At 41.4% G+C, this 23,303-nt stretch carries 22 protein-coding genes; 13 read left to right on the top strand and 9 right to left on the bottom strand.

Going from position 1 to position 23,303, the window contains the following annotated elements:
* Positions 1-34: 34 nt before the first annotated feature.
* Positions 35-1,345: a hypothetical protein gene (locus tag LHL20_RS05035; RefSeq protein ID WP_226432481.1), complete on the top strand. Its 1,311-nt coding sequence runs from the start codon at positions 35-37 to the stop codon at positions 1,343-1,345.
* Between the two features lie 36 nt (positions 1,346-1,381).
* A complete protein-coding gene (locus tag LHL20_RS05030; protein ID WP_226432480.1) occupies positions 1,382-3,076 on the top strand; it encodes a class I SAM-dependent methyltransferase in 1,695 nt (564 codons plus the stop codon).
* A gap of 30 nt (positions 3,077-3,106) precedes the next feature.
* Here the strand turns inward: LHL20_RS05030 and LHL20_RS05025 are convergent, their stop codons facing one another.
* The 5 genes from LHL20_RS05025 to LHL20_RS05005 form a co-directional block, all read right to left on the bottom strand.
* On the bottom strand, positions 3,107-3,727 hold the full coding sequence (locus LHL20_RS05025; protein ID WP_226432479.1) for a hypothetical protein: 621 nt from the start codon (positions 3,725-3,727) through the stop codon (positions 3,107-3,109).
* A 51-nt stretch (positions 3,728-3,778) separates the two neighbouring features.
* Positions 3,779-4,171: an OsmC family protein gene (locus tag LHL20_RS05020; RefSeq protein ID WP_226432478.1), complete on the bottom strand. Its 393-nt coding sequence runs from the start codon at positions 4,169-4,171 to the stop codon at positions 3,779-3,781.
* Positions 4,172-4,301: 130 nt separating this feature from the next.
* A complete protein-coding gene (locus LHL20_RS05015) occupies positions 4,302-5,069 on the bottom strand; it encodes an alpha/beta fold hydrolase (RefSeq protein ID WP_226432477.1) in 768 nt (255 codons plus the stop codon).
* A 111-nt stretch (positions 5,070-5,180) separates the two neighbouring features.
* On the bottom strand, positions 5,181-5,717 hold the full coding sequence (locus LHL20_RS05010) for a GNAT family N-acetyltransferase (RefSeq protein WP_226432476.1): 537 nt from the start codon (positions 5,715-5,717) through the stop codon (positions 5,181-5,183).
* Positions 5,718-5,720: 3 nt separating this feature from the next.
* Complete coding sequence (locus tag LHL20_RS05005; RefSeq protein ID WP_226432475.1) at positions 5,721-6,524, bottom strand: glucose 1-dehydrogenase; 804 nt, start codon at positions 6,522-6,524, stop codon at positions 5,721-5,723.
* A gap of 756 nt (positions 6,525-7,280) precedes the next feature.
* Here LHL20_RS05005 and LHL20_RS05000 point away from each other — a divergent pair.
* From LHL20_RS05000 to LHL20_RS04975, 6 genes are all read left to right on the top strand, one after another.
* On the top strand, positions 7,281-7,547 hold the full coding sequence (locus LHL20_RS05000) for a helix-turn-helix domain-containing protein (protein ID WP_226432474.1): 267 nt from the start codon (positions 7,281-7,283) through the stop codon (positions 7,545-7,547).
* Positions 7,547-8,860 carry a type II toxin-antitoxin system HipA family toxin gene (locus LHL20_RS04995; protein WP_226432473.1) on the top strand — a complete coding sequence of 438 codons (1,314 nt, stop codon included), beginning with the start codon at positions 7,547-7,549 and terminating at the stop codon, positions 8,858-8,860. The genes LHL20_RS05000 and LHL20_RS04995 overlap by 1 nt, the downstream gene beginning before the upstream one ends.
* Before the next feature lie 372 nt (positions 8,861-9,232).
* Positions 9,233-9,793: a hypothetical protein gene (locus LHL20_RS04990; RefSeq protein ID WP_226432472.1), complete on the top strand. Its 561-nt coding sequence runs from the start codon at positions 9,233-9,235 to the stop codon at positions 9,791-9,793.
* Between the two features lies 1 nt (position 9,794).
* On the top strand, positions 9,795-11,189 hold the full coding sequence (locus LHL20_RS04985; RefSeq protein WP_226432471.1) for a hypothetical protein: 1,395 nt from the start codon (positions 9,795-9,797) through the stop codon (positions 11,187-11,189).
* Complete coding sequence (locus tag LHL20_RS04980) at positions 11,186-14,239, top strand: hypothetical protein (protein WP_226432470.1); 3,054 nt, start codon at positions 11,186-11,188, stop codon at positions 14,237-14,239. Before LHL20_RS04985 ends, LHL20_RS04980 begins: the two co-directional genes overlap by 4 nt.
* 3 nt (positions 14,240-14,242) lie before the next feature.
* A complete protein-coding gene (locus LHL20_RS04975) occupies positions 14,243-14,740 on the top strand; it encodes a hypothetical protein (protein ID WP_226432469.1) in 498 nt (165 codons plus the stop codon).
* A gap of 19 nt (positions 14,741-14,759) precedes the next feature.
* On the opposite strand, the gene LHL20_RS04970 is transcribed toward LHL20_RS04975, so the two are convergent.
* Complete coding sequence (locus tag LHL20_RS04970) at positions 14,760-15,101, bottom strand: hypothetical protein (protein ID WP_226432468.1); 342 nt, start codon at positions 15,099-15,101, stop codon at positions 14,760-14,762.
* Positions 15,102-15,211: 110 nt separating this feature from the next.
* Between LHL20_RS04970 and LHL20_RS04965 the strand changes: the two genes are divergently transcribed.
* Positions 15,212-18,217: a Tn3 family transposase gene (locus tag LHL20_RS04965; protein ID WP_088941599.1), complete on the top strand. Its 3,006-nt coding sequence runs from the start codon at positions 15,212-15,214 to the stop codon at positions 18,215-18,217.
* A gap of 26 nt (positions 18,218-18,243) precedes the next feature.
* Here LHL20_RS04965 and LHL20_RS04960 read toward each other — a convergent pair whose 3' ends face one another.
* Positions 18,244-18,810, bottom strand: a complete 567-nt coding sequence (locus LHL20_RS04960) for a recombinase family protein (protein ID WP_015068652.1) — start codon at positions 18,808-18,810, stop codon at positions 18,244-18,246.
* 917 nt (positions 18,811-19,727) lie between these two features.
* Between LHL20_RS04960 and LHL20_RS04955 the strand changes: the two genes are divergently transcribed.
* Genes LHL20_RS04955 through LHL20_RS04940 form a run of 4 tightly spaced genes read left to right on the top strand, consistent with a single transcriptional unit; the run spans position 19,728 to position 22,257 of the window.
* Positions 19,728-20,480, top strand: coding sequence for a Phenylacetic acid catabolic protein (locus LHL20_RS04955; protein WP_015068650.1), 753 nt, complete (start codon positions 19,728-19,730; stop codon positions 20,478-20,480).
* Between the two features lie 23 nt (positions 20,481-20,503).
* The gene (locus LHL20_RS04950) at positions 20,504-21,637 is read left to right on the top strand and encodes a radical SAM protein (protein WP_015068649.1); all 1,134 of its coding nucleotides are present in this window, start codon (positions 20,504-20,506) and stop codon (positions 21,635-21,637) included.
* A complete protein-coding gene (locus LHL20_RS04945) occupies positions 21,637-22,083 on the top strand; it encodes a MaoC family dehydratase (RefSeq protein WP_015068648.1) in 447 nt (148 codons plus the stop codon). The genes LHL20_RS04950 and LHL20_RS04945 overlap by 1 nt, the downstream gene beginning before the upstream one ends.
* Positions 22,084-22,104: 21 nt before the next feature.
* Positions 22,105-22,257 (top strand): hypothetical protein, encoded by a 153-nt coding sequence (locus LHL20_RS04940; protein ID WP_020742482.1) that lies wholly within the window; start codon positions 22,105-22,107, stop codon positions 22,255-22,257.
* Positions 22,258-22,343: 86 nt separating this feature from the next.
* Here LHL20_RS04940 and LHL20_RS04935 read toward each other — a convergent pair whose 3' ends face one another.
* Both LHL20_RS04935 and LHL20_RS04930 read right to left on the bottom strand, forming a co-directional pair.
* The gene (locus tag LHL20_RS04935) at positions 22,344-22,613 is read right to left on the bottom strand and encodes a response regulator (protein WP_015068647.1); all 270 of its coding nucleotides are present in this window, start codon (positions 22,611-22,613) and stop codon (positions 22,344-22,346) included.
* A gap of 257 nt (positions 22,614-22,870) precedes the next feature.
* Positions 22,871-23,290, bottom strand: a complete 420-nt coding sequence (locus LHL20_RS04930) for a cupredoxin domain-containing protein (protein ID WP_226432467.1) — start codon at positions 23,288-23,290, stop codon at positions 22,871-22,873.
* Positions 23,291-23,303: the final 13 nt, after the last annotated feature.

Genomic DNA, 23,303 nt, shown 5'->3' with positions numbered 1-23,303 from the left:
GAGCTGACTAAAAGGACTTGGTAAGTAATCTTATATGAAAAACCTTATTTGGATTGTGTGTGTCTTACTTGCGTTTACTGCAGGCTATTTTGTTAATCATTTTTCTTCTGAAACGCTTTCTTTGGATGCTCAGCCTCAAGCACCTATTTCAGCCCCAAAAGATGCTACTGACAACAATAGCTTTGTTACTTCCAATACAACCGCACTTGCACCATCGACAAATACTGTAGAAAGCGAAAACGACGCTCGAGCGCCTACTACCGACGAAATTGCCCAACAGCTTAAGGCACTCATCGGTAGCAACCCTATGGCGCTTACCTTTTCTGAAATGGCTAACTTTTACAGTTTTGTAGGGGAATTATCTGAAGTGCAATTGTTGGCGGTTATTCAAGAGTTATCAAATACAGGTGTTAAAGAGAACCAATCAGCACTTATGATGTTGTTTAGTCGGTATACCGAAATTAACGCAGCCGCGGCCATCGACTTTGCCAAAACGGAAATAGGCGATGAACGGCTTCAAAGTGCCATGCTGAACATAAGCTTAATCAGTCTAGCCCAGCAGGACCCCTTAGCTTCTTATGACCACTTTATCAGGCTAACAGACGCACAACAGAACATAGCGAGGGCTAGCAACATGCACCTCACTGGTAGTTTGATGCCAATTTTCTCGAGCTTGGCAAAGCAAGATTTGTCGCTCGCGATTGATAAGTTGTACGAGCTAAACAAACTCGGACACAAACTTATGTTGCCAATGTGGGGACTAACTCAGAACCTTAAGTCTAAACAAGAGTTCGTTGATTTACTGACACTGACTAAATCTTTGGATAACCATGAAATTGAAGAAGGCATTATTAGTAATTGGACTAGGCATAACCCCGAGGAAGTGGGTGCGTGGCTTCTTGAAGATTATGATGGTGAACGCCTTGAGCAGCTAAAAGATAATTTTATTTTGACCTGGGCTTCGAACGACAGAGAGAATAGTGGAAACTGGCTTATAGACAATACGGCGCCCGACAAGGTGCAAAGAAAAGTTGTCAACTTCCTGCGCTCTTGGGCTTGGGACGAACCTAAGGCCGCTATGCGATGGTTCTCTAAACAACCGAACGCAATTTACAACCAAAAAACGTTTGCGGAATTTATTAATGATGCAGCCTCTTCAAACCCTCAATTTGCAATGAACTACATGAGCTATCTTGATAGTAAAAAAGACCAACAACGACTTTCAGAAACTATATATCAGGGTTTAAAACGCAAAAGTACTCAGCAGGCCAAGGACTTTTTGGAGCAATCGCCGTTTAAAGATGAAATTCTTGAATTTGATGAATACTTGAAAAAATCACTATAAGATCGAACCTAACAAAGCTGCGAATTAGTAAACATTTTGACGAAGAATATTACCTACTATTCTGCCAACGCTTCTGAGCTGGCAAGGCAATATAACAGCCTTCCGTTTGAAGCTGTCCATAAGGATTGGCTGAACGAAATTCCTAAAGACGGAATGGTGCTTGATGTAGGTGCGGGTTCAGGCCGTGATGCTCGCTACTTAGCAGCAAAAGGCCTTGGTGTGGTAGCCGTTGAGCCGTCAAATGGCATTCGCGAACTTGCCCAGCAGTATACAGTTTCTAACCCCATTCATTGGATTGCTGACTCACTACCAGAACTTACTGAAGTATTTGGGCTACAAACCAAGTTCGACCTTATTTTACTAAGTGCTGTGTGGATGCACATTGCACCATCGTCACGAGAACGCGCCTTTAGAAAGCTATCTTCACTGTTAAAACCCAACGGCAAATTGATTATTTCTCTGCGCCACGGTATTTGTGACGATGAACGCACCATGTACGACGTTTCGGCAGATGAGTTAGCGAAGTTTGCTAGCCAATTCGGCCTTACTTACCGACTGCTTACTAACGAACAAAGCGCAGATGTATTAGGGCGTGATGGTGTGACATGGCAAACGGTTATGCTTACTTTGCCAGATAATGGCACGGGCGCATTTCCACTTATTAGAAACATTGTAGTAAACGACAGTAAATCATCTACCTACAAGGTTGGCTTGCTTAGAGCGTTACTGAGAATAGCTGAAGGTCACCCAGGGGCCGTTATTGAACAAACCAGTGAATATGTTGTACTGCCTGTTGGGCTTGTTGCCCTTTACTGGTTGAAGCTTTACAAGCCCCTTGTTGATCAGTTTGGTATGCAGCAAAACAGCAACTCGAGTAAAGGGCTTGGATTCATAACAGAAAACGGCTGGGAGCGCTTTGCTGGTTATTCAAGTAACGACTTTTATATCGGCGCACATTACACAGACAACGAAAGCGTGCAGGCACTGTATCAGGCGCTTAAGGATATAGCCTCAACCATCAAAACCATGCCAGCCAAATACACTACACTACCTGGCACGAAAGAAAGTGTATTTCACGTAGAGCTTAACAAAACTAAACGCCCCACCACTGACCTACGTTTAGACTTCAACTTCTTATCTTCACTGGGTAAGTTTTGTGTTCCGGTACATATTTGGGATTCGTTAACGCAATTTAGCGTATGGATAGAGCCTGCGTTAATCAATGAATGGTCTTCGTTAATGGCGGGTTACGGGCGCAACAAAGAAAAGCAATTTACCAAGTTAGACTACTTAAATGCGCTGAAATGGGAAGATCCTGAACGTACAACCTCAAAAATTCGCAAGCGAGTAAGTGAGCTAATGGCCAATGAAGACGTGGCATGTTGTTGGTCTGGCAAAAAGCTGATGGCAAAAAATTACGCCGTTGACCATGCCTTCCCTTTCGCGCGATGGCCCAACAACGACCTATGGAACCTGTTGCCAACCAAGGCCCAAATAAATGCCAAAAAGTCAGACAAGCTACCTACAAGCCTAAAGCTTTCAAGTTCTAGAGAACTGATAGTGCACTGGTGGAAACAAGGCTGGCAGCACGACCAAAATGAATTTTTCAGCCAAGCAAATTTAGCGCTACCAAACCTACGCCCAGATAACACAAACTTTGAAGATGTTTTTGAGGCATTTGCGCTTCAACGCGATCGAATAAAAGCGTTGCAGCAGCTGGAGGACTGGTAGCAGTGATAGCGCGTCTTTTGCCTTACCAACTTAAGTATTCAGGTCGATCAACTCATGAAAAGCCTCAATCGCCTTTTCAAACGATTCATCATTTTCAAAATAAAGTTTGCTTAAGCGGCTCTTTTTTATCTGATAGGCGTTGCTTGCGAACGCTAACGCCTCTCGAAAACTCTCGAACTCTTGTTCAAATACCGTAAACGCTTGGTGTTGCGGTGCAGCAACGCGCGTAAAGCTGCCATTCACTTCGTAGTCGAAGCCTGCAAAACGAATTCTTGAAAGGGCTTCTTTACCTAAACGCATACCGCCTTTAAGGCTTATTTGAAATGCGGCATCCATTTCTTCAATCTCATCTATGCTCCAATGGTTAAAAACCCTAATTGCTTTGGCGTATTTTTCTGATAGGAGCCTTTTTAAAACACTTACTCTGTGTTCCAAAGTACCGTTGCTTTGGTTTTTCAGAAGGTCACAACATTCATTACACGCTGGAACTGAAATAAAGTCCGCCTCTTTACTCCCCTCGCGCCAGTCGTGAATGAACTTCATCGGTGGAATAAAGTCGTTTTGAGCCGACTCGCAGCCACAATAGAAGCAGAGGTGGAAATCTGCCGAATGCACCGCGCGCAGCGGTGAGTAGTACTTTTCATAATTCATATGTGTTGCCTTTAAAGTGGCACAAGAAATAGATGCCACTTATTGCGCCCACTACTCTTCAATTTGAATACTGAACTCTGGCATTGCTTGAATTACTTTTTTCACTGTGCAGCTATTTGCGGCAGCTAAAAGTGGCTTTTTATATTTTTCGGGAAAGCCTTCAGGCAAGGTAACTTTAATAGAAAACGCTTTATGATATTTATCTTCACCAATCGTACTATGCTCTTGGGTTAAACTTATACCGTCTGTGCTTATGTCTCTTGCCTCACAGAATTTGCGAATATAAAACGCCGCACATAACGGCATGCTAGCTAAGAAGTAATCGAACGGTTCAGGATGGGCCTCTTCGCCCCCAGCTGATACACTTTGATCGCTTATAATTTGATGCTTACCAAAACTCGCCTGCAACTTTTGACCTTCTAGAAGTGCGATATCAATTTTCATCTCTGCGTCCTTATATTCAATTAACGTTATAAACAATACATTCATCCTAAGTGAAGTACCATCTGGCGTTAATATTATTTATGAAAGTCTATTGTCATGGTTAGGTGGAAAGCCACATGCTATTTATAGTTTACTTTTCTTTTAGCGCTGACATCTCAACAACTTTCATAATTGCTTGCGCTACTTCTTCCGGTGCTTCAATGTGCACCGAGTGCCCCCACTTGTTTGAGCGAATATGCTGTCCAGTTTCCACCTGCTGAAATAGTGCATTGTGTAATTGTAGCCAAAGCGCTTTGCCTTTTTGAGTTTCCTCAATAAACATTGGCTTTTCATATATTTGTGTTGAAGTGAAAAGAATAGTCGGAAGCGCGGCGGGTAATGAAATTAAAGCTTCTTGAGCCTGATCTAATGTGTCAGTTAACCGCTGATACTGCGCCTGAAGATGAGGTGGCATGTACTTCGCGATGACAAGGTCATCAGCAACAACGCGCTCCTCGTCTAATGCTTTGAAACGCAATCGATGTACTAACGTCGTCGGCTCAATAAGCACCATACCATCAATTTCTGACACGCTATTTTTTAACGTTTGCGTTGCAACCAAACCACCATAGGAATGTCCTACCACAATCACATTTCCGTTTTGGCTGGCTTGTTTTATTCTTTTTTGCATTGCAGCTACATCCTGAGCCAATGTTGTTGGTTCAGCATCGGGCGTCATCAAGCTGCTTCGGGTCTGGTTTATGACTTTTAGGTTATTGGGTAGCAGCGCTATCACAGGGTCCCACACTTGACCTTTGGTTCCAAAGCCTGCCTCAAAAATAACAGTGGTATCAGCAGCCATTGATACTGCTACTTGAAAGAAACAGAGAATAATTGTGACTAGTTTCATTAAACGCATTGCTAGTTCCTTATGATATAGAAGCGAATTTGCAATAACGTTAACAGTGGCAGGGTGAATTTAGCGTCAATATTTCTTCATAAGGCGTGCGGGGAAAACGGCTACACATTCTCACAGCTTGCTATCAGTTCGCTTCCATTCTTCTCGGAGTAATGAGTACATCTCTAAGTCTACAAGATTACCCTTAAACCATCTTCCCTGCCTAAGCGTGCCTTCATAAACGAAGCCTTGTTTTTTGAGCATGGCTGACGACACTACGTTTTCACATACTGTAACCGCTTGAAGCCGGTTGAAGTGTGTAGACTCAAAGAAAAATTGCGTGAATAAGCAAAGTGCCTTTTTTGCATAGCCTTTTTGTCTGTGGCCAGCGAAAATGCGGTAGTAAACTTCTCTTCCGTTCATGTAATGCGCGGTTTTAAAGCTTCCAATTTCACCCACGATATTGTACTGATTATCTTCAATAACCAGCCTGCCACAACTGTCTTGCCAAAATCCATTTTGGTCAAATGTGTCATAAAATTCACTTTCAGAAACAAGCGACACTGGCATAAATTCACCTGCATTACTGAAGTCTTGGCTTAAGGCGTAAAGCAAGGGTAAATCCTGCCTACGTACTGTTCTTATGGCTATATTTTCTGACGCTATCATAATTTATTGCTTACTTGGTGCAGCAGCACTACCCGCTAAAATGCCACCGTCTACGTTAAGCTCAATACCCGTAACATATTGAGACTCGTCGCTGGCTAAATATAGTGCAGCATAGGCCACATCTTCGGGCTCACCCATTCTGCCGATGGGGATATCTGCAGCAATACTTTCAATTGCCTTGGCGCGATCGTCTCCCTGTGGAAGCATTTCCTCCCACATAGGCGTTAGTATTGCCCCTGGATGTATTGAATTACAACGAATTGGATAATATTGCTGCGCGCAATAAAGTGCTACTGATTTGGTATGATTTCGAACCGCCGCTTTGCTAGACGCATAAGCGGCCGCACCCGGAATACCGACCAAGCCAGAACGAGATGATATGTTAACTATGCTTGCTCTGACTGCTGATTTCATAAGACTTATAGCGTGCTTACACCCCAGCATAACACCATCCAGATTTGTGCTATGAACTTTACGCCAGGTATCCATACTGACGTGTTCAGGATCAAATGGCCCCGATGCCTCCATAAACCCTGTAATGCCAGCGTTGTTAATAAGAATATCAAGGTGGCCATGCGCTTTAGCGATAACCTGCATAGCATCTATCCAATCTTGCTCGGAAGTAACATCTAAATACACAAACGAGGCATTAGCACCGATAGCCGCTGCCGCTAGCTGCCCTTTTTCACGTTCAATGTCAGATAGAATGACAAAGGCACCTTCCTTAGCGAAAACCTCTGCAATCGCTTTACCAATACCTTGCGCGGCCCCTGTTATCAGCGCGACTTTATTGTTTAACCTTGCCATTGTCTCTCCGAGGTAAGCTATCTGTAATTTTCAACAATACTTCATTAAACACGCGGTCGTAGTTGGCTCTAGTATCCACAAGCGAGGTACAAATGTTGTTTATGGAAAGCCAAACTCCTAGCGTATAGCGAGTTTTAAGTGTAGAGCATGGGAAGTGAAATTAGGGTGAAGCATTTAAAAATGGCACACCCGGCGCGATTCGAACGCGCGACCTTTGCCTCCTCAGAGCGACCCTACGAAAAGTTTTAGGTCGATATTAAACGGTGAAAAACGTATAAACCCTTCAATTACATGAGGTTATGAGTTTTTATCAAGATATCTAAAATCACCATTTAGGACCGGTTAAATCGGTCTTGGTCACACCTTAGGTCACAAAAGCGGCTCTTAATGATGGACAAATTGTCCACTTTTCACCCTTGCGAAAGAGTAAAACCCTAGTTTAGCGCTTATCAAAATTCAGGCAAGTCGTATCATTTTGCCTCTTATTAATTTGGTGAATTGACTCAAGCCGTGTGAATTCCATTTAAACGAGAGGCTTTTCGTTATGGGAATCCCATAACGCCTGATAAGGTCGATAAGTTGGTATCAATCAATAGTGTTGGCCTGGTGAGATTAGAAAATCGATACTCTGGCTAGATTTACTTTCTTATACACAAATCCGCATAAACTTGATTTATACAGATTTGTGTATATAGTAATTTTATACATTAAAACGTATATTTTAAATTTATACATAAATCGGTATAAGAGACTAACATGAAAATTAATACGTCCAAGGATCTTAGCGCCATCATCAAGGACAGTAGAAAAGCCAAAGGATGGACTCAAGCTAATTTGGCTAAACGCATTGGTGTCTATCAACGAGATATTTCTAACTGTGAAACCAAACCTGAAAAAGTCTCGGTCGATATGCTCATCAAACTTTGTGCGTCACTAGACTTAGAGCTGAAGGTCGACAGTCTGTCCAAGGATGAAGTATCCACACTGACTACTCCACTCGCGAAAAAATCACTGAGATTCTGATGGGACGAAAATCACATACCCGCACACTCTTTTGCTCAATGAACGGATTCCCGGTGGGTGAATTGTATTTAAAAAATGGACGCATGAGCTTTAAGTACGACCCCAACTGGCTAGAGGTAGAGGGAAGCCGCGCTATCTCACTAAGCCTACCTATGCAACGAGCTGAAATTACAGGAGACGCTGTTCATGCTTATTTTGATAATTTGCTGCCGGATACAAGCGCTATCAGAGAGCATATGAAAGACCGCTTAGGCGCCGATAGTGCCAAGCCATTCGATTTGTTAGCTAAGGTTGGAAAAGATTGTGTGGGTGCGCTCACATTCACTCAATCGCCTGCAACAGGAGAAATGCTTCCGTTGTCGCTCACACCATTATCTGAGGGGGAAGTCGCACAAATTATAAGAGAAACTCGTCTTGAGAAAATGTTAGGTATGAACTCAGATGATGACTTCAGAATTTCTCTTGCTGGCGCGCAGGAGAAGACCGCTCTAACCTTATGGGAAGGAAGATGGTGCCGACCACATGGCTCAACGCCAACCACGCATATCTTTAAGCCGCCCATACTTCATCATGAAAGCTTGGGAATAGACTTATCTTCTAGTGTAGACAACGAATGGTTCTGCCAAACATTTATGAAAAACTTAGGTCTGGATGTGGCAGATTGTGAAATTGCGCAATTTGAAGACCAGAAAGTATTGGTGGTGGAACGCTTTGATCGCAGAATCGAGGAAGATACTATTTTCCGGCTTCCCCAAGAGGATATGTGTCAAGCATTAGGGAAAGTGAGTGGTTCAAAGTATGAAGAAAAAGGTGGTCCTGGTTCTCAGCAGGTCATGGAACTGCTGTCGAGCTCAAAAAACGCATATGACGATCGACTCGAATTTTTTCGTGTACAAATAGTATTTTGGTTGCTTGCTGCTATTGATGGGCATGCAAAAAACTTCAGCATCGCACTGAATCAGGATGGATACCGTCTAACCCCCTTCTACGATGTGCTAAGCGCTTATCCGTACTTTGGTCAAGGCAATATTCAGGCAAAAAAAATAAAAATGGCAATGAAAGTCCATAGTAAAAATACACACTACAAATGGAATGAAATTATGCCTAGACACTGGCCAGAGCACGGCAAGCGGCAAGGTATAGATAAGGGGCAAACACTCGGCATATTAGCCTCCTTAGACGAAAAGGTTGAAGAAGCGCTCACTTCCACCCTCAAGCAGGCGAATGCACATTTTGATATGAGTGTAGGTGAGGTCATAACCGAAAGCACACTCACTTGCCTGCGTAAAATAACGACTTTTCTGAATGGATAGCGGACAGCTCTGCTATTTGTTCCGAATCATATTAGAAGTAATATTTCATCCTAAATGATGATTTATTTTCTGACTTGTTTCCCTCCGCAAGGATGTATTTAGAGCTTGATCATAGGAATATTAATTTCGAAGTTTTCAAAGCTGAATGTGTCTAATTTCTTTTACACAATTTTTATGCCCTTTGGCCGATGTGTAAAAAGCCTTACAACCTCAAGCCTTGGCCCTACACCTGATAAAACGATTATGAAAAATATATTTCCCTAATAAAAACATATATTTAGAAAAATAATTATCGTTCAAAATTAATTCTATACACTGTTGGCACACCCTTTGTAATTAGACTCATATCTAAACTTGGCAAGGGGTATAGCCATGACAACCGAAAAAAGGAAAAACAAACCCGAACTAGTGTGGGTGTCGGCCGGTGCCGTGAGCATTCATCCGATGGCTGAAAGAGCATTCAACATTGCACAGAAATTTTGCTATCAAGCAGACACTACACTCATACCGGTTAACTTTTTCGGTTCACGCTCATACGACCTCCCTTTTGCAATTGAAGGAAAGGAAGAAGAGGACTACCAAGTTTTCGCTGGCTGGGAGTCAATTCAGCAACAATTTTTTAACAAACAACAAATCATACCAATCAGCGTGATACAACGACGCGTCAGCAACAGAGAAATTGAGCAGCAAGCCTGGGCCTACTTATTAACGCAGATTAGCCGTACGCTTTCAGAAAACACGTTTCTTGTGCACACCTATCAACTCGCAATGGAGTACGAGGGTGTGAGCAAAATTGTGGAACTACCAGAAAGGCTCAAAGGAAAACCTCACCTAATTGCAGAACATATCCATCAAGTTGGTAGGAAGCGCTCAATACGTCAGCTAACAAAATTTCAGCAAGAACTGATAGTTAGCATGCATGGAGGCTTCTAAAGTGGCGAATGAATCAATCAATAAAAACAGAAAAAACAGTTATGTGAAAACGCATGCTGCACGCAATGAAAAGCAGCTTGCGGGTAAACTTGAGTGGTTGTCTTCCAACTATGTTCGGGTAGTGAGCGAACACTGCCAGCAATGGCTAGATAATCCAAATGCTGCAGTGGCAATGATTTCGTTACTCACTGGTTGGTCAGTTACAGATTTACTTAAGAGTGAAACAAAACTTGTCTGCGACTCATCAGGTGCTTTTCATCTTCTTTCCCCATGGAGCTTTACTGACCCAAAAATCAAATCACCTCTCTGTGCACATTTGCTTAAGCCGGAAAACAAAGCTGCCATACCACTCCCCAAAGAGCTCGGCAAACTGCTTCAGGATATAAAGTCGCATCATAATTTGAGGGGTGTGACCAAGAAAAGTGTAGGAAAATTACTTGCAGAAATTCCAACTGAAGAAGATTTTAGGATCACGCCTGTACGTGTGAGCAACACCCTACACTATCACGGTTCGAGCGCTGGCCTCTCAAAATTCGAATGCCGTTTTATTTCAGGGCAACGAATGCATGAAACAAGTCAAAACTACTATGTATGTTTTGATGTTGGGACTACATACGACAAACTCTATAAGTTTTGGGATTGGGTACTCGCTAAAACCTCTTGGCGTTACCCTACCCCGCCAGTACAGAATTTCGGAAGCAAACGTGCACTGAATAAACTGGGCATTCAATCAATATTTGCTTGGTACAAGAGCAACATCCTAGAAAAAACTATTTTTAACGATAGTCGGGCAATTTTTAATCTTTTTACGCTATATGTTATAGACCTTCTGCAGTTAGTAACCTTGTGTAGACCGGTTGATGCAATCTTTGGTTCATTGGATAATTTCGATCATTCCTTTGAATTCATATTCATTCGGGATAAAGGCGACGACTCGCCACGTCTGCTGCCCCTTCCTAAGATTATTCGGCCTACTCTACAGGGTTACATTCGCTATTTAAAAGAAATCCAGTCGCAATCAACATTCACCAACAAATATATCTTTGAGATCGTCCAAAAAATTCTTGCTGGGAAGGCTTCTTTTTTTCATTTTTGGGAAGAAGACGAGATGCTTCCGGTCACTGTTAGCAAAATTAAGACTCGACTTTCGCACTTTGATATACATCGAAACTGGCATAGGCACACTGTCATTACAGCCTTGTATGAAAAGGGACTCTGCACAGACAAACTCGCTTGTTTTGCGGATCACCAGCCGTCTCTTGATCACTGGTTTAATCAATATTCGTCTCTTGACTACACACCAATTATTGAGATTTCACGTCAAATCGAATTACTCCTTGAACACTGGGAAGTACCAATCATTGTGCCTCCATTTGGCAGAGGGTCTTTGCGATGATGGAATTAAGCCAGCTGATTTTTGAGTTCAGGACTTGTGATAAAAAGCTCATTAAAAAAATGGCTAACCACATCGTGTCAGTCATTTTAGAGCAGCTCGTGGCTGAACCTAACGTTTCATCCATACCAATGAGTGGACGAAGAGAAATCTATGATTTAGCTAAAATCGGTTTTAGCCAAGCCTCTTTAAGCAAAGCACGCATGGGCTGCCTACTTAGCGCTTTGTCAGAAAAGCTGAAGTTACGGCTTGCCAGGGAAAATCAGAATCCACTTCGCGCATCAGATATAAAATACCTATCAGTTCTTAACCAAATCCATGAGTATGTTGTTAAAGAAATTAGTGAAACTAGCGCACCATCACTTGAACAATCACTTCAATGGGCGATCTATTTTCTGATTGTGTCGTCGGGTGCCTGCTTTAAAGAGCTGGCTGATGCTGTAGTGGAAAAAATTCAGCACAAAAAGAACCCTATAGAGCATGTTGCCCAATTCGACTTGATACAGCTCTTTTACACAAAGCCAAGCCACTTTTTTAACGCAAAAGATGACAAAGGCAGACAAATAACAGAAAGGCTCTTGTTTATTGAGCCCATTTCTTTAATGGCGATAAATGGTTTTCGCAAACGGTTAGAGAAAGCCGATAAGTCTGAATTAGTGGAGGAGTCAGCATTTTCGATATTAAAGCCATTACTGAGGCGCGCATACACCGCAACAGGCGTAACCGCATTATCGCAAAGGCAGCTCTACAGGACCGCAGCGTTCCGGCTTATGCTTAATCCTGAAAGTAATATGCCTCAATGGCAAAGGTTTTACGCCGACGGCACTATACAGTCTAGTTCGATGACACTTCGAAGCTTTAAAGCCTTGGTAAGCGGCACTTGCAAAGCGCCATCAAGGACCGAAACTTATAATGCCGACATTGTAAAAACGCCGCGGAAGAGAAAAAAAGAGAAACATGCTTCAAATCAAAAGCCGTCGGAGCACCCCTTCATTTCGGTAGTAATAGAGGCCATAAAATGCCCAACCACAAAAAATTTTCGCCCAGTAAATGAGACAAAACAAAGACTAAAAAGTCTTACTGCGGGAGATTGGTCCTTGGCAGGAGAAATCCTACTTGAGTGGGCAATATACGAACTTGAGCATGGTAAATGGAACGCCAGCAGCACAGTGATGAGAAACTTGTCAGCTATTGGTATACCTTGGCTGCTTTTCAGCAACGATATTGAATTGCTTGATTTAGATATTGATGGAGCATCATGTCTCTATGATTTAATAAAAGAAGCCAGAAAAAAACAAGATGCTAATGTGCTCAACGCATTACAAAGCCTTTTTAGATTTACTAATCATCGCTATTCATTTCCGTTGCCTGAATCTCTGAATGACCAAAACCCGAACACTATGGTAGTTAATACGCTTCCAAGTGAAGCGCATTTTCGCCAGCTACAGATTGACATTGCAGTTTACTTCAAAAACGAAAGGGATGAGATTCGAGAGGCTATTCATCTGATGCTTATCCTGGTTCGTCGTCTGTTCCTTAGACCTTATGAAGTGGTTGGTATTCGGATCAAAGACGTGAGTATTTATAGTACTGACAGTTCACTTTTTGTCCGTCGCCACCCTTTTATCTTCGTCAAGACACATTCAGCGGTCAGAAGATTACCTGCACACCTTTTGCTAAAAAGTGACGAGTTAGCGCTTCTGCAAAAATTTTTAACGAAACGAAAAAATCAGGCTGACGGGAGTAAAAATAGACTTCTTTTCTCGATTGACCCGCATCATGATGTTAGATTTTCAAGCTCTACACTTTCTCGACCTGTTACTAAACTTCTGACTGCTTATTTAGGAGAGCACACGCCTTGCTACCAATTGCGCCATGCCGGTCAGTCCGCTCTGCAGCTAGTACTTTTTGGTAGCGACGAACTCATAGAGCAATTGACTCCCTACACTGCTAAGCAGGCAAAAAAAATTCGGGAATGGTTAGCCCGAGATGCAAATAATGAGACGTTAATGCAGCTATCGTCTCTAGCTGGGCATTTGTCGTCTTCAATAACACTATCTACATACACCCATCATACTGACCTACTACTTTTTCAGGCTTGCTGCAATTTAGAAGCAAAATATCCTCTCCGTTTTTGTCAGAACCTCAGTAGTCTCAGACCCTCGACGCTGCTTAAACATGCTAAACAGAAAACTAATGTCGGCCATTTAAGTGGTTCTGAAGTTCTTCAAGTACTGCGAAGTATACAGCCATCAAAAGCCAGTAACGCTTTAAGTCCTAAACAATCAGATATTAAGTGCCAGAGAGTCGCTATTAAAGAACATCAATACTGCCCGGAAGACTGTGAAACAGTCTTGAAAGCTTATGACAGAAATTCTGATAACTATTTTGCTGCTGTCACAAAATGTGGCTTAACACCATCTTGGGCAGCTAATGTCGTTAAGGCTTCTCAAGATATCAAACAGTATAAAAAATATTTCACCGCACGCGGAAAAAATAGCCGTCTATATCCCAAAAACTCACTAAAATTAGCGCCACCTGCGCCACAATCTCTTAACGAAAGGGAATATGTAACGACTATTTGGAAAAAGCTAATTGAAGCCCCTGAAAGCACGTGGTCAACACTACGAAAAAGTGTCGATTACCTCTTTCGCCAAACATCTCATGGTCGAAGTGGAGTTATATTTTCCAGTCCCAGCCGACTTAAAGAATTTTTAAACGATATTATCCCAATTTTACCCAGCTCTGCTAAATGGTGTCTCATCCTAGAACCAAACGTTGGGAAAAAGGCTATAGACCCGGCGATACAGCAATCTAAGTGGAAAAAAAAGACACGTATTGACGTTACTTTAGCGAAACGCTCAAACGTTACAGGACTTGAAGAGTATCCATTGGGAAGAGCAAGTCTTCACTTACTAAAACCTAAAGTATTGCAAATGGAGCTCGACAAACACAGTTACAGCAAGTACTCAACCAATGCACTGCAATACGCGGCACACATATTCGCCATTTATCAACGAGCATGCGAGCTAGAAACGGAGACTGAGGAGTAGACCATGGCAAATTATGATTGGACAAAAAATGCAGACGAGTTTCTAAGTGCTAACTGGTTGAAAATGCGTGCAATTGATATTGCGGAGCACCTTGAATTCTCCCGGGACGCTGTGTTGCGTCGTGCTCGCAAGCTCAATATTGAGAAAAAACCGGTAGATGTAATGAGGCCTCAATATTATCAATGGTCTGAAGAGATGGATGACTATCTGAAAACCCACTATCAAATAAAAAATAACCCTGAATTAGCTGCCATTCTAGGTGTTTCAAAGCAGGCGGTAATGAGGAGGTTGAAAACTCTCGGGCTCTCGCGCGGCAATGATGGTCATACACACTATGACTGGAGCTATGAGAGAACAAGCCAGCTAGTCTCAAAATACTCATCAGGTGAAGAGTTAGCCAAAATCGCACAGGCGCTTGGTGTTTCGCTTCAGGCAGTAAAAAGAAAAATCAAGGCTCTTGAGCTTGAGCCTCGACGTAAAAAAACAGATAAGCAACGTTGAAGTATCTCGTTAGCTGTACTTACTCATCCGCTAGGTATGTAACGTATGCACCACGGTCGAAGCTGCCATTAAGACATAACAGTTGCCAAGGGGCAAGGCTGACCTGGTGCCCAAGCTGATCGACCAAATCTATTGATGTAGGCTCATTTACTTCAACATCATTTGAAGATAGCAGTGTCACTCGTTGTGCTTCATCTACCAGCATAAACTCCCACCAGTCCTCAGGGTGAACATGCACCCTAGTCTTTGCTACCTTGATAAGCGTTTCACAACCAAATCTGCGACTCAGTTTTTCACCATTAACAAGAATGACTGAGGAATTACCGCTACTGACTGAAATGATCGGCAAAAGTGATTTCATAAGTTCTCTCCTACTAGTTGGGGTTTTGCGCCCATCCCCTCGAAATCGGCATTAGGAATTAAAACATTGAGTCTGTTATGATTATGAAAAAATAATCAGGACTATATGCCATCGCTGCTGAACAAACAAAACGCATTCAAATACTCACGTCGTTTGAAGTCAAAGAACTTTATGCTCTCCCCAACTTTAGTCACTCCGACAGAGAAGACTACTTTTCACTCGACAAGGAAACTCAGAAACTGGTCAATACGTTGAGGCAAACAGAGACCAGAATCTATTTTATCCTCTTATTGGGTTATTTCAGATCCAGACCAATAATTTTCAATTTTACATTCTCAGATGTTGAACCTGACTTTAACTACGTTAAAGCAAAATATTTCAGCGATAAAAGCGTTCAAGATGAAGATATTCCACCGCGAACCAAAACAGCGTTAGTTAGAAAACTTCTGACTTATACAGGCTTCTCCGTTTACCAGAGCAAGAATGACAAGGCACCTTTACTCAAAAGGCTCAATGTCGTTGTTAAAATCAATCAAGAGCCAAGATATGTGTTTGATGAATGCATTGCTTACTTTGGACAAAACAGGATTGCGTTAGCTGGTTATACGACACTTCAAGATATCATATCGAGTGTACTTTCTAGTGAGCGTAGTCGCATTGAGTCTGTCCTGAACCAAAACCTAGGCAGTGATACAAAAGCTACGCTTCTTAGATTGCTTGATTCCAAAAGCACGTTCACAGATCTCGCTATGTTAAAGCGCATGGCGAAGGATTTTTCAGCCAGCCAAATATCACAAGAACTAAAGACGCATAAAATCATACGTGCGCTTTATCCAGAAATTAAGACACTGATTGCTGAATTAGAGCTGTCACCGAAAAACCTTGAATACTACGCGTCTTTAGTAAAACACAAGTCGGTTTATAAGTTAAAAAGACATGCTGATAGTCAAACCTTGTTATATCTTGTTTGTTATCTATTCTTCAGGTACCGCGAAACTAACGACAACCTCGTTTCTGCATTTATCTATCTCGTCCGAAAGCTTGCTGAAGGAGCAAAGAGTCACGCCAAACAGGGAGTTATCGAAGATATAAACATTGTCAGAACAAAATTGAAATCGGCTGGCAGTCTGCTGAATTACTTCATTGACAGCGATATTGACGATGCATTGACCTTTGGCGATGTACGCAAAAAAGCCTTTAAGTTGCTACCTGCTGAGAACATTAAATTGCTTAGCGAACATCTTGATAGCAATGATTTTGATGGGCGTAAATATGAGTGGCAATTTATTGATAAACAGTCAAGCAAGGTGAGTAAACTTCTACGCTCCTTGTTCATGGCCATAGACATTGAGTTTATCCATTTAAAAGATGATTTACATAATCAGTATGTAACGTTGCGCTCTGAACTCAGTGAATGCAAGGCTGTTAGAACCATCAACCTAGACTTGGTACCCAAAGGTGACCGAGGGTATTTGCAAGGAGAAGTTTCTAAGCAAATAGCTATTCGTTTTGAGTACTTCCTGTATCGTAAAGCAGAGCAACTATTTCAAAACAATAGCCTTACCGTAAAAGAGAGTGTCAATAATCGTAGTCTGAGTTCAGATTTAATCCAGCCAAAAGAATGGCAAAACAAAGACGATATTATTGAAAATACAGGGCTTGATAAACTATCAGCACCAATTAACCAAACCTTGGATGAGAAGCAGTATCAGCTTGAAGTGAAATTGAAAGAGGCTGGCACACATATATTCAGTGGTGACAACAAATACGTCGAAGTTATACCTGGTAAGTCAGAACTAAAATGGTCTATCCCAAATAGCCGCTGGCAACAAACGGTTGATAACCCTCTCTATAATCAAATTCAGCATATGGGTATTGTCGAGCTTATGCTGTTTGTTGACGAAAAAACTAATTACCTCAATGCTTTTACACATATCGCTACCACAAAACAAAAATCATCAGTAGACAAAGAAGATCTGGTTGCCTGCATACTCGCCAACGGTACGAATTACGGCCTATATAAAATGGCCAATATCTCCGACCGTTCGATGGGAAAGTTGCGCAGTGTTAATGATAGTTACATCAGATACGAGACGCTGAAAGAGTCTAATGATCAGATCTCTAATGCCATTGCTATCCTGCCAATATTTGCTTACTACCATATTGATGACAATCAGTTATTTTCAAGCATCGATGGTCAAAAATTCGAGTGTAGGATCAACACCTTTAAAGCCCGTTATTCATCCAAGTATTTTGCCAAAGGCAAAGGTGTCTCAGCGCTGACGTTAGTGTCAAATCATGTGCCAGTGAATACTCAAGTTATTGGCGCGAATGAATATGAAGGTCATTTTGCATTTGATTTGCTTTACAACAATACCTCTGAGATACAGCCAAATACGTTATCCACCGATAACCACGGCACGAATAACGTCAATTTCGCTATTTTAGATTTCTTTGGCTACACCTTTGCGCCTCGATACGCAAAAATGAAACGAGTGTTTTTTGACTTATTTGAAGTTACTGAAGAAGAAGGTGGCCGAATTCAGTTAAAGAAAGACGTTAACTATAAATTAGTGGCTGAAGAATGGGAAAACATTCAACATATCCTTTGTTCTCTTAGCCAAAAGACAACTACTCAAAGCACCATCATTAGAAAGCTCAGTAACGGCAAGAGTCGCACGTTGTCAGCTTTGCATGAGTATGATCGTCTAATTAAAGCGATTTACGTTTTGGAGTACGTTGATAGCTCAACACTACGCCATTATGTTCAGCAAGCGTTAAATAGAGGGGAAGCCTATCACCAGTTAAAACGAGCCATTACCTCAGTCAATGGTAATAGATTTCGTGGTGGTAACGATTATCAGGTGTCTCAATGGAATGATTGTGCGCGGCTCATTTCAAACTGTATTATCTATTATAATTCTGCCTTGTTATCAGCCTTTTTGAAGATCCAAGAAAGAAACGGTAGACAAGATGTGGTAGATATTATTTCTAAACTATCACCGGTTGCTTGGCAGCACATCAACTTGAACGGAGAGTATGCCTTTAACAAAAATCGTAAAGCGATTGATTTGGCAGGTTTGCTTAGTGGTGTGGAGCCTCTGCAAAGTGAATAATAGTTCAATGAGTTGCTTTCTTATAATCACATTGCTAAATAACGATAGAAAGTTGCTTTAGATATAGAAAGTGAATTACAAATAGACTCTATAGAAAGTGAATTATTTTGGTGCATCTGCTTTGCCATCTGGACTTTAGGGTTGTTGATACCGATTTTAGGTCTACCGCCATTCCGTCCTCGTGCTCTTGCAGCAGATAAACCAGCATTGGTCCGCTCTTGGATTAATCGTCTCTCAAATTGCGACAATGCACTAAATATATTGAACATCAACTCACCTGAAGCTGTTGTTGTATCAATAGCACCGTCCTGGATCGATTTGAATCCAATGTCTTTTTCAACTAATGACTCAATCAAATTGATCAAGTGAGACATTGAGCGGCCAAGACGATCTAATCGCCATACTATTAAAATGTCTCCAGATGACAATGTATCAAGACATTTATCTAATCCTGGTCGAGTTGATTTTGCTCCCGACGTTTTATCGGTAAAAATATGTTCAGGAGCACACCCGTTGTTCATTAACGCATCGATCTGTAGATTTAAGTCTTGATCAGATGTACTTACTCGAGCATACCCTATTTTGAGCCCCATAATCTTATTTACATGTTGAAAAATGACTTTATGAGACTATATTAAATGAGATGGGTTTATAAAACAAATAGAACCAATAAAATCAGACCGAGCGGAGAAAATACTTTTCACTCTCATAAAACGGTCGTTTTTTAATACTTTCTTGTTTGATGAATTTATTGATTTAGTATTAATTTAATTAGTTTCTTCATTGAGATACTGACGCTATCATTAACACAGCAGTAGGTGTAAATAGAGGAAGTTCAAACGTCGGCGTTGAACTAAAAGGTATTACCATTGCATAGACTTGAGAAAGAGTTGCTCGACTTAGTTCAATCCGATACGCGCATATTCAGGTTTATTGAACACTCGTCATTGGACGGTATGTGGCATTGGGACTTGGAGAACGCTGAACACTTTTTGGTCCATATTTTTCTTGGTCGAAAGATCGGATCTTGGAACAGGCAATTAGTTCAATTTCTTAAACCGAGTTCAGGTTAGTTAGACCGTCAAGTTCCTTTAGTAATCACGCGACTATACTTTAGGTATGGTCGTAGCTCGTGATATCAATTCCCAGCGTTAAGAACTTAGTTAATAACTTTATTACTTTCTGGCAAATTTTTTAAACAACGTCTTTACAAATTTGCAGATCATTTCTATGGTTATTTTGTGGTATGGACTTTCCAATTGGAAAGCCGTATGACGTTGTGTGGAACTCGCCTTGATTTTTTTGAGTTATTTTGTAGGTTCAAGTAAAACATGTGTTTGCTTTAAAGGTCCAGTTATCTGTTAGGCATTGATGTAACTCATTTTCTGCTGTCATGAACATTAGTAGCAATTTGAATTTCTGAAAAAGGTGGGCATCCTATAGACAGGACCTTACCAAGATTAACTTCGCATTTGTTCTTGGTAACTACTTTTCCAAAAAGGACTGTGAAATGCTACAAGAATCTATTGCTGTAAAAGATGTAAGCCCATTCCATATATCAACTCCATCAGAACTACTTGAAACACCTAAAGAATATCAAGATCTCGTTAAGAGGCAATTGACTGCCCATGCTGAAGGGGAACTTTCTGGAGCTGATGACTATGTAAAATTGTTTTACTTTTTGACAAATGACCCCTACGAGAAAGCAGTGTGCTGCGAATTAGCCAAGGATGAACTTGACCACTATCAAAGAGCTGCGGACATTTTATTAGATATTGGTATAGATACGTCATTTATGCTATCGCAAAACTTGAACGATAGAGCGTTCTACGCGACCGAAGCCGTAAAAAGTTGTCGAAATTGGGCTGAAAGAGCATTGATTTCGACTCTTGTAGAAGACGCTGTAATTGATGTCCTAGAGGAAATGGCTCAAAGTTCCTACAGGCCTATTGCTGACATGTGCCCTCATGTTTTAAAGGATGAAAAACTGCACGTTGGGCATGGATTCAGGATTACGAGGAGCATGTGTAAGACGAAAAATGGATTCAAGCAAATTCAAGAAGCTCTTATAAGAATGTGGCCAGTAACACTTGATACCTTTGGCAGAAGTGATTCCCCAAGGTCAGAATTGTACGTGAAATACGGGTTGAGGCAAAAGTCATATTCCGTTGCACGCAACGAATTTGCGGAAAAGGCCAGAAGAAAATTAGAAGCTCTTGGACTTCATGTACCAGACGATACTGCAAACAGAAAGTTTCTCTAATCTTATGCTAGAAGGATTTGCTTATGAAAGATGTTACCAAAAATGCAATATTTAAAAGGCTTAACGGTGACTTTGAATATTATGCTCGTTATCAACGGATTAAACAAATTAGTTCAAGAGTTAGAGTGTCAGAGTATTTAATCACTACAGCGTGCAATATAAGGTGTAAAGGTTGTTGGTTTTTTGAATATGACTTTGACAAAAGAACAAAAGATTTGTCCAAAAAGGATGAAATTAAAAAGTTTCTTATCTCTGAGAGGAATAGAGGTATCAATACTAGTCTGATTATAGGAGGCGAGCCTACGCTCCATCCCAAAAGACTCGAATTATTTGCTGAGATTATGGAGTTTAATAGCATATCAACCAATGGTCTTAAAGCTTTGCCCAAAGAAGGCTTTAAGGATTTTTCGGTTTTAATCTCTTTGTTTGGTGGTGGCTCTCTAGACGATGACCTGCGAGCGATCAAACCTAACGGAAACTCCTTTTCGGGTCTATTTGAGACTGCTCTTAAGAACTATAAATATGATCCGAGAGCCCATTTCATTTTTGCAGTGACTGAAGATGGAATTGCTCATATCGAAGAGACAGTGAGAAAAATATCGGAAAATGGAAATACAGTCTCAGTTAATTTTTATAGTAAGTATGGTACGAGCGATCCACTCCGGACCAAGTACGAAAAAAGATTACTTGATGAAATTTTGCGAGTCAGGGAGTTGTTTCCAGAGACACTCGCTAGCCACCCTTACTACATTGAAGCTATGGTAACAGGGAAAAGTCACTGGGGAGATTTTGGATATGATGTTTGCCCCAGTGTGAGTGTAGACCATCCACAAAATGCTGAAAGAATTAAGAACGGTAATGCTGTACTTCCAGGATTTAATGCCTACGCCTCAGACTGCAAAACGGTAAACTTTTGCTGCACTTCAGGACATTGCGAGGATTGTAGAGACAGCCAAGCTGTAATGAGTTGGATAATGATAAATCAAAAGAGATTCGTCAAAGATGAAAATCTACTCAAAATATGGATTGAGATTGCAGAGAGCTATTGGCATCAATTTGTATGGGCTCATGATTTCCGCTATTCCGCGCCATCATTGCAAACTAGCGAAAATCTTAATCTGAGAAATCAGCACCATCTTCTAAAGGAGGTTGGCTAATGCAATCTATGCAAAGCGTTCAGGAGCAGAAAGAATATTTGCCAGACGTAGGCTACATCATTGAGTCCCAATTACTCTTAAGTGAGAAGGAAGTAGTAGATGGAGCCAAGTTCATTGGCGATTTAAATCCTGTACATAATGACCCAGATAACGAACAAACAATTCGTCTTGGAGGGATTATTGCAAGTGGCAGCCATATCACTGCAGTATTTTCCGCTCTTCTTCCTACTCACTTCATGAAATTTGGTCCTATGCTTGGAGCTCACATGGATGTAAAGTTCACAGCACCGATAAAACCCAATACAATCTACACTATGAATTGGGTTGTACAGTCAAAGGAGTATAAAAAGAGTCTCGGCGGTACAATTTACGCCAATGCGGGTACTATTATCGATCCAGCTGGCAATGTGACAGTTAGAGCAAACGCAAGCATCATCCTCTACTAGAACTATTTAGAGGGGTGTTGATTGCTAACCCGAAAACGCCCCTCAAGTTTACTTGTTATTATTCGTTCTGAAAATTCAGATGCCGTTGAAGCAGCGATGACAAAGCATATCTGCGGCTCAACTACTGTCCATGCTGATGAAAATGCCGCTTATGATGTATTGAGTGCATACTAAAATAGTACCGACTAAACACACCAGTCAATTGATCTACATGTATCAACTCTCGATATGTTTCTAATTGTTTTGAAGTATTCAAGTGTTTAACAAGTCATTGTTGAAGAGTTGAGAGAGATAGTGGCTTCTTTAGGAAGTCGGTAGCGCTCAATACCATTGATGTCTGGTAAGTAAACATCTAGCACAATGATATCTGGTTTATACAATTGGCAAAACTTAACTGCACTTTTACCGTTTGCAACAATACGGATTTTCTTTAATGCTGTGAGGTTGTTTGATATAAGTTCAGAAGTAATGGCGTCATCTTCAACAATCAGAAGTTGACCTGCGAGTAGCTTATTTACATCTTTAGACATGTGGACACCTCACAACTTTGTCTACTAGTAGTAATAGTCTTGGCGATGTCTACCATTAGTCAAAAGACTATTTCACTGTACGCGCAGTTATTGCTTGAACAAGCATGAGGGTCATTCTCACAGCAGAAGCTTTTATCATTTTAGTTATCTATGCCTATTTTTAATTATTTGGCAGTTTTTCGAAGAATTCACAAAAAGCGCGTTCATTTGGCCGTCATCATTCTGATGCCGATTTCGAGGGGATGGGCGCAAAACCCCTAGTTGGAAAATTTAAAGGTCCAAACAATCTCGCCTGTTTTGCCTGGGTCCACATGGGTCATGTAAGGTTCGTCGTGCTCCATACCGGGAAATTTCAGCATCAACTCCGCATGCTTTGCATTCTCAGCTTGTGTACCAATTACAAACTCATGCAACAACTTGCCGGTGTTCTTGACCCGGAAGCGAATGGTCTCGCCCTGCTTGACTTCCAGCTTGCCAGGCTGGAATCGCATGTCGTCACCCATGCTGACGTCGACAGTTCGGATCACATTCGCAGCATCACCCGCAACGCCCCAATCAGTTTGTTCTTTCACCACTGGTGCGTTACTGCCTTTCTTGTCGCCATGGGCAAGAGCAATATTATTCACTCCCCCTATTAACGCAGCACAGGCCAATACAAGTCCTGAAAATTTAAACATTTACATTCCTTTA

Origin of the sequence: Alteromonas sp. McT4-15 (assembly GCF_020515205.1) — a bacterium.
Taxonomy (GTDB): Bacteria; Pseudomonadota; Gammaproteobacteria; order Enterobacterales; family Alteromonadaceae; genus Alteromonas.
This window is presented reverse-complemented; position numbering and strand designations above follow the sequence as displayed.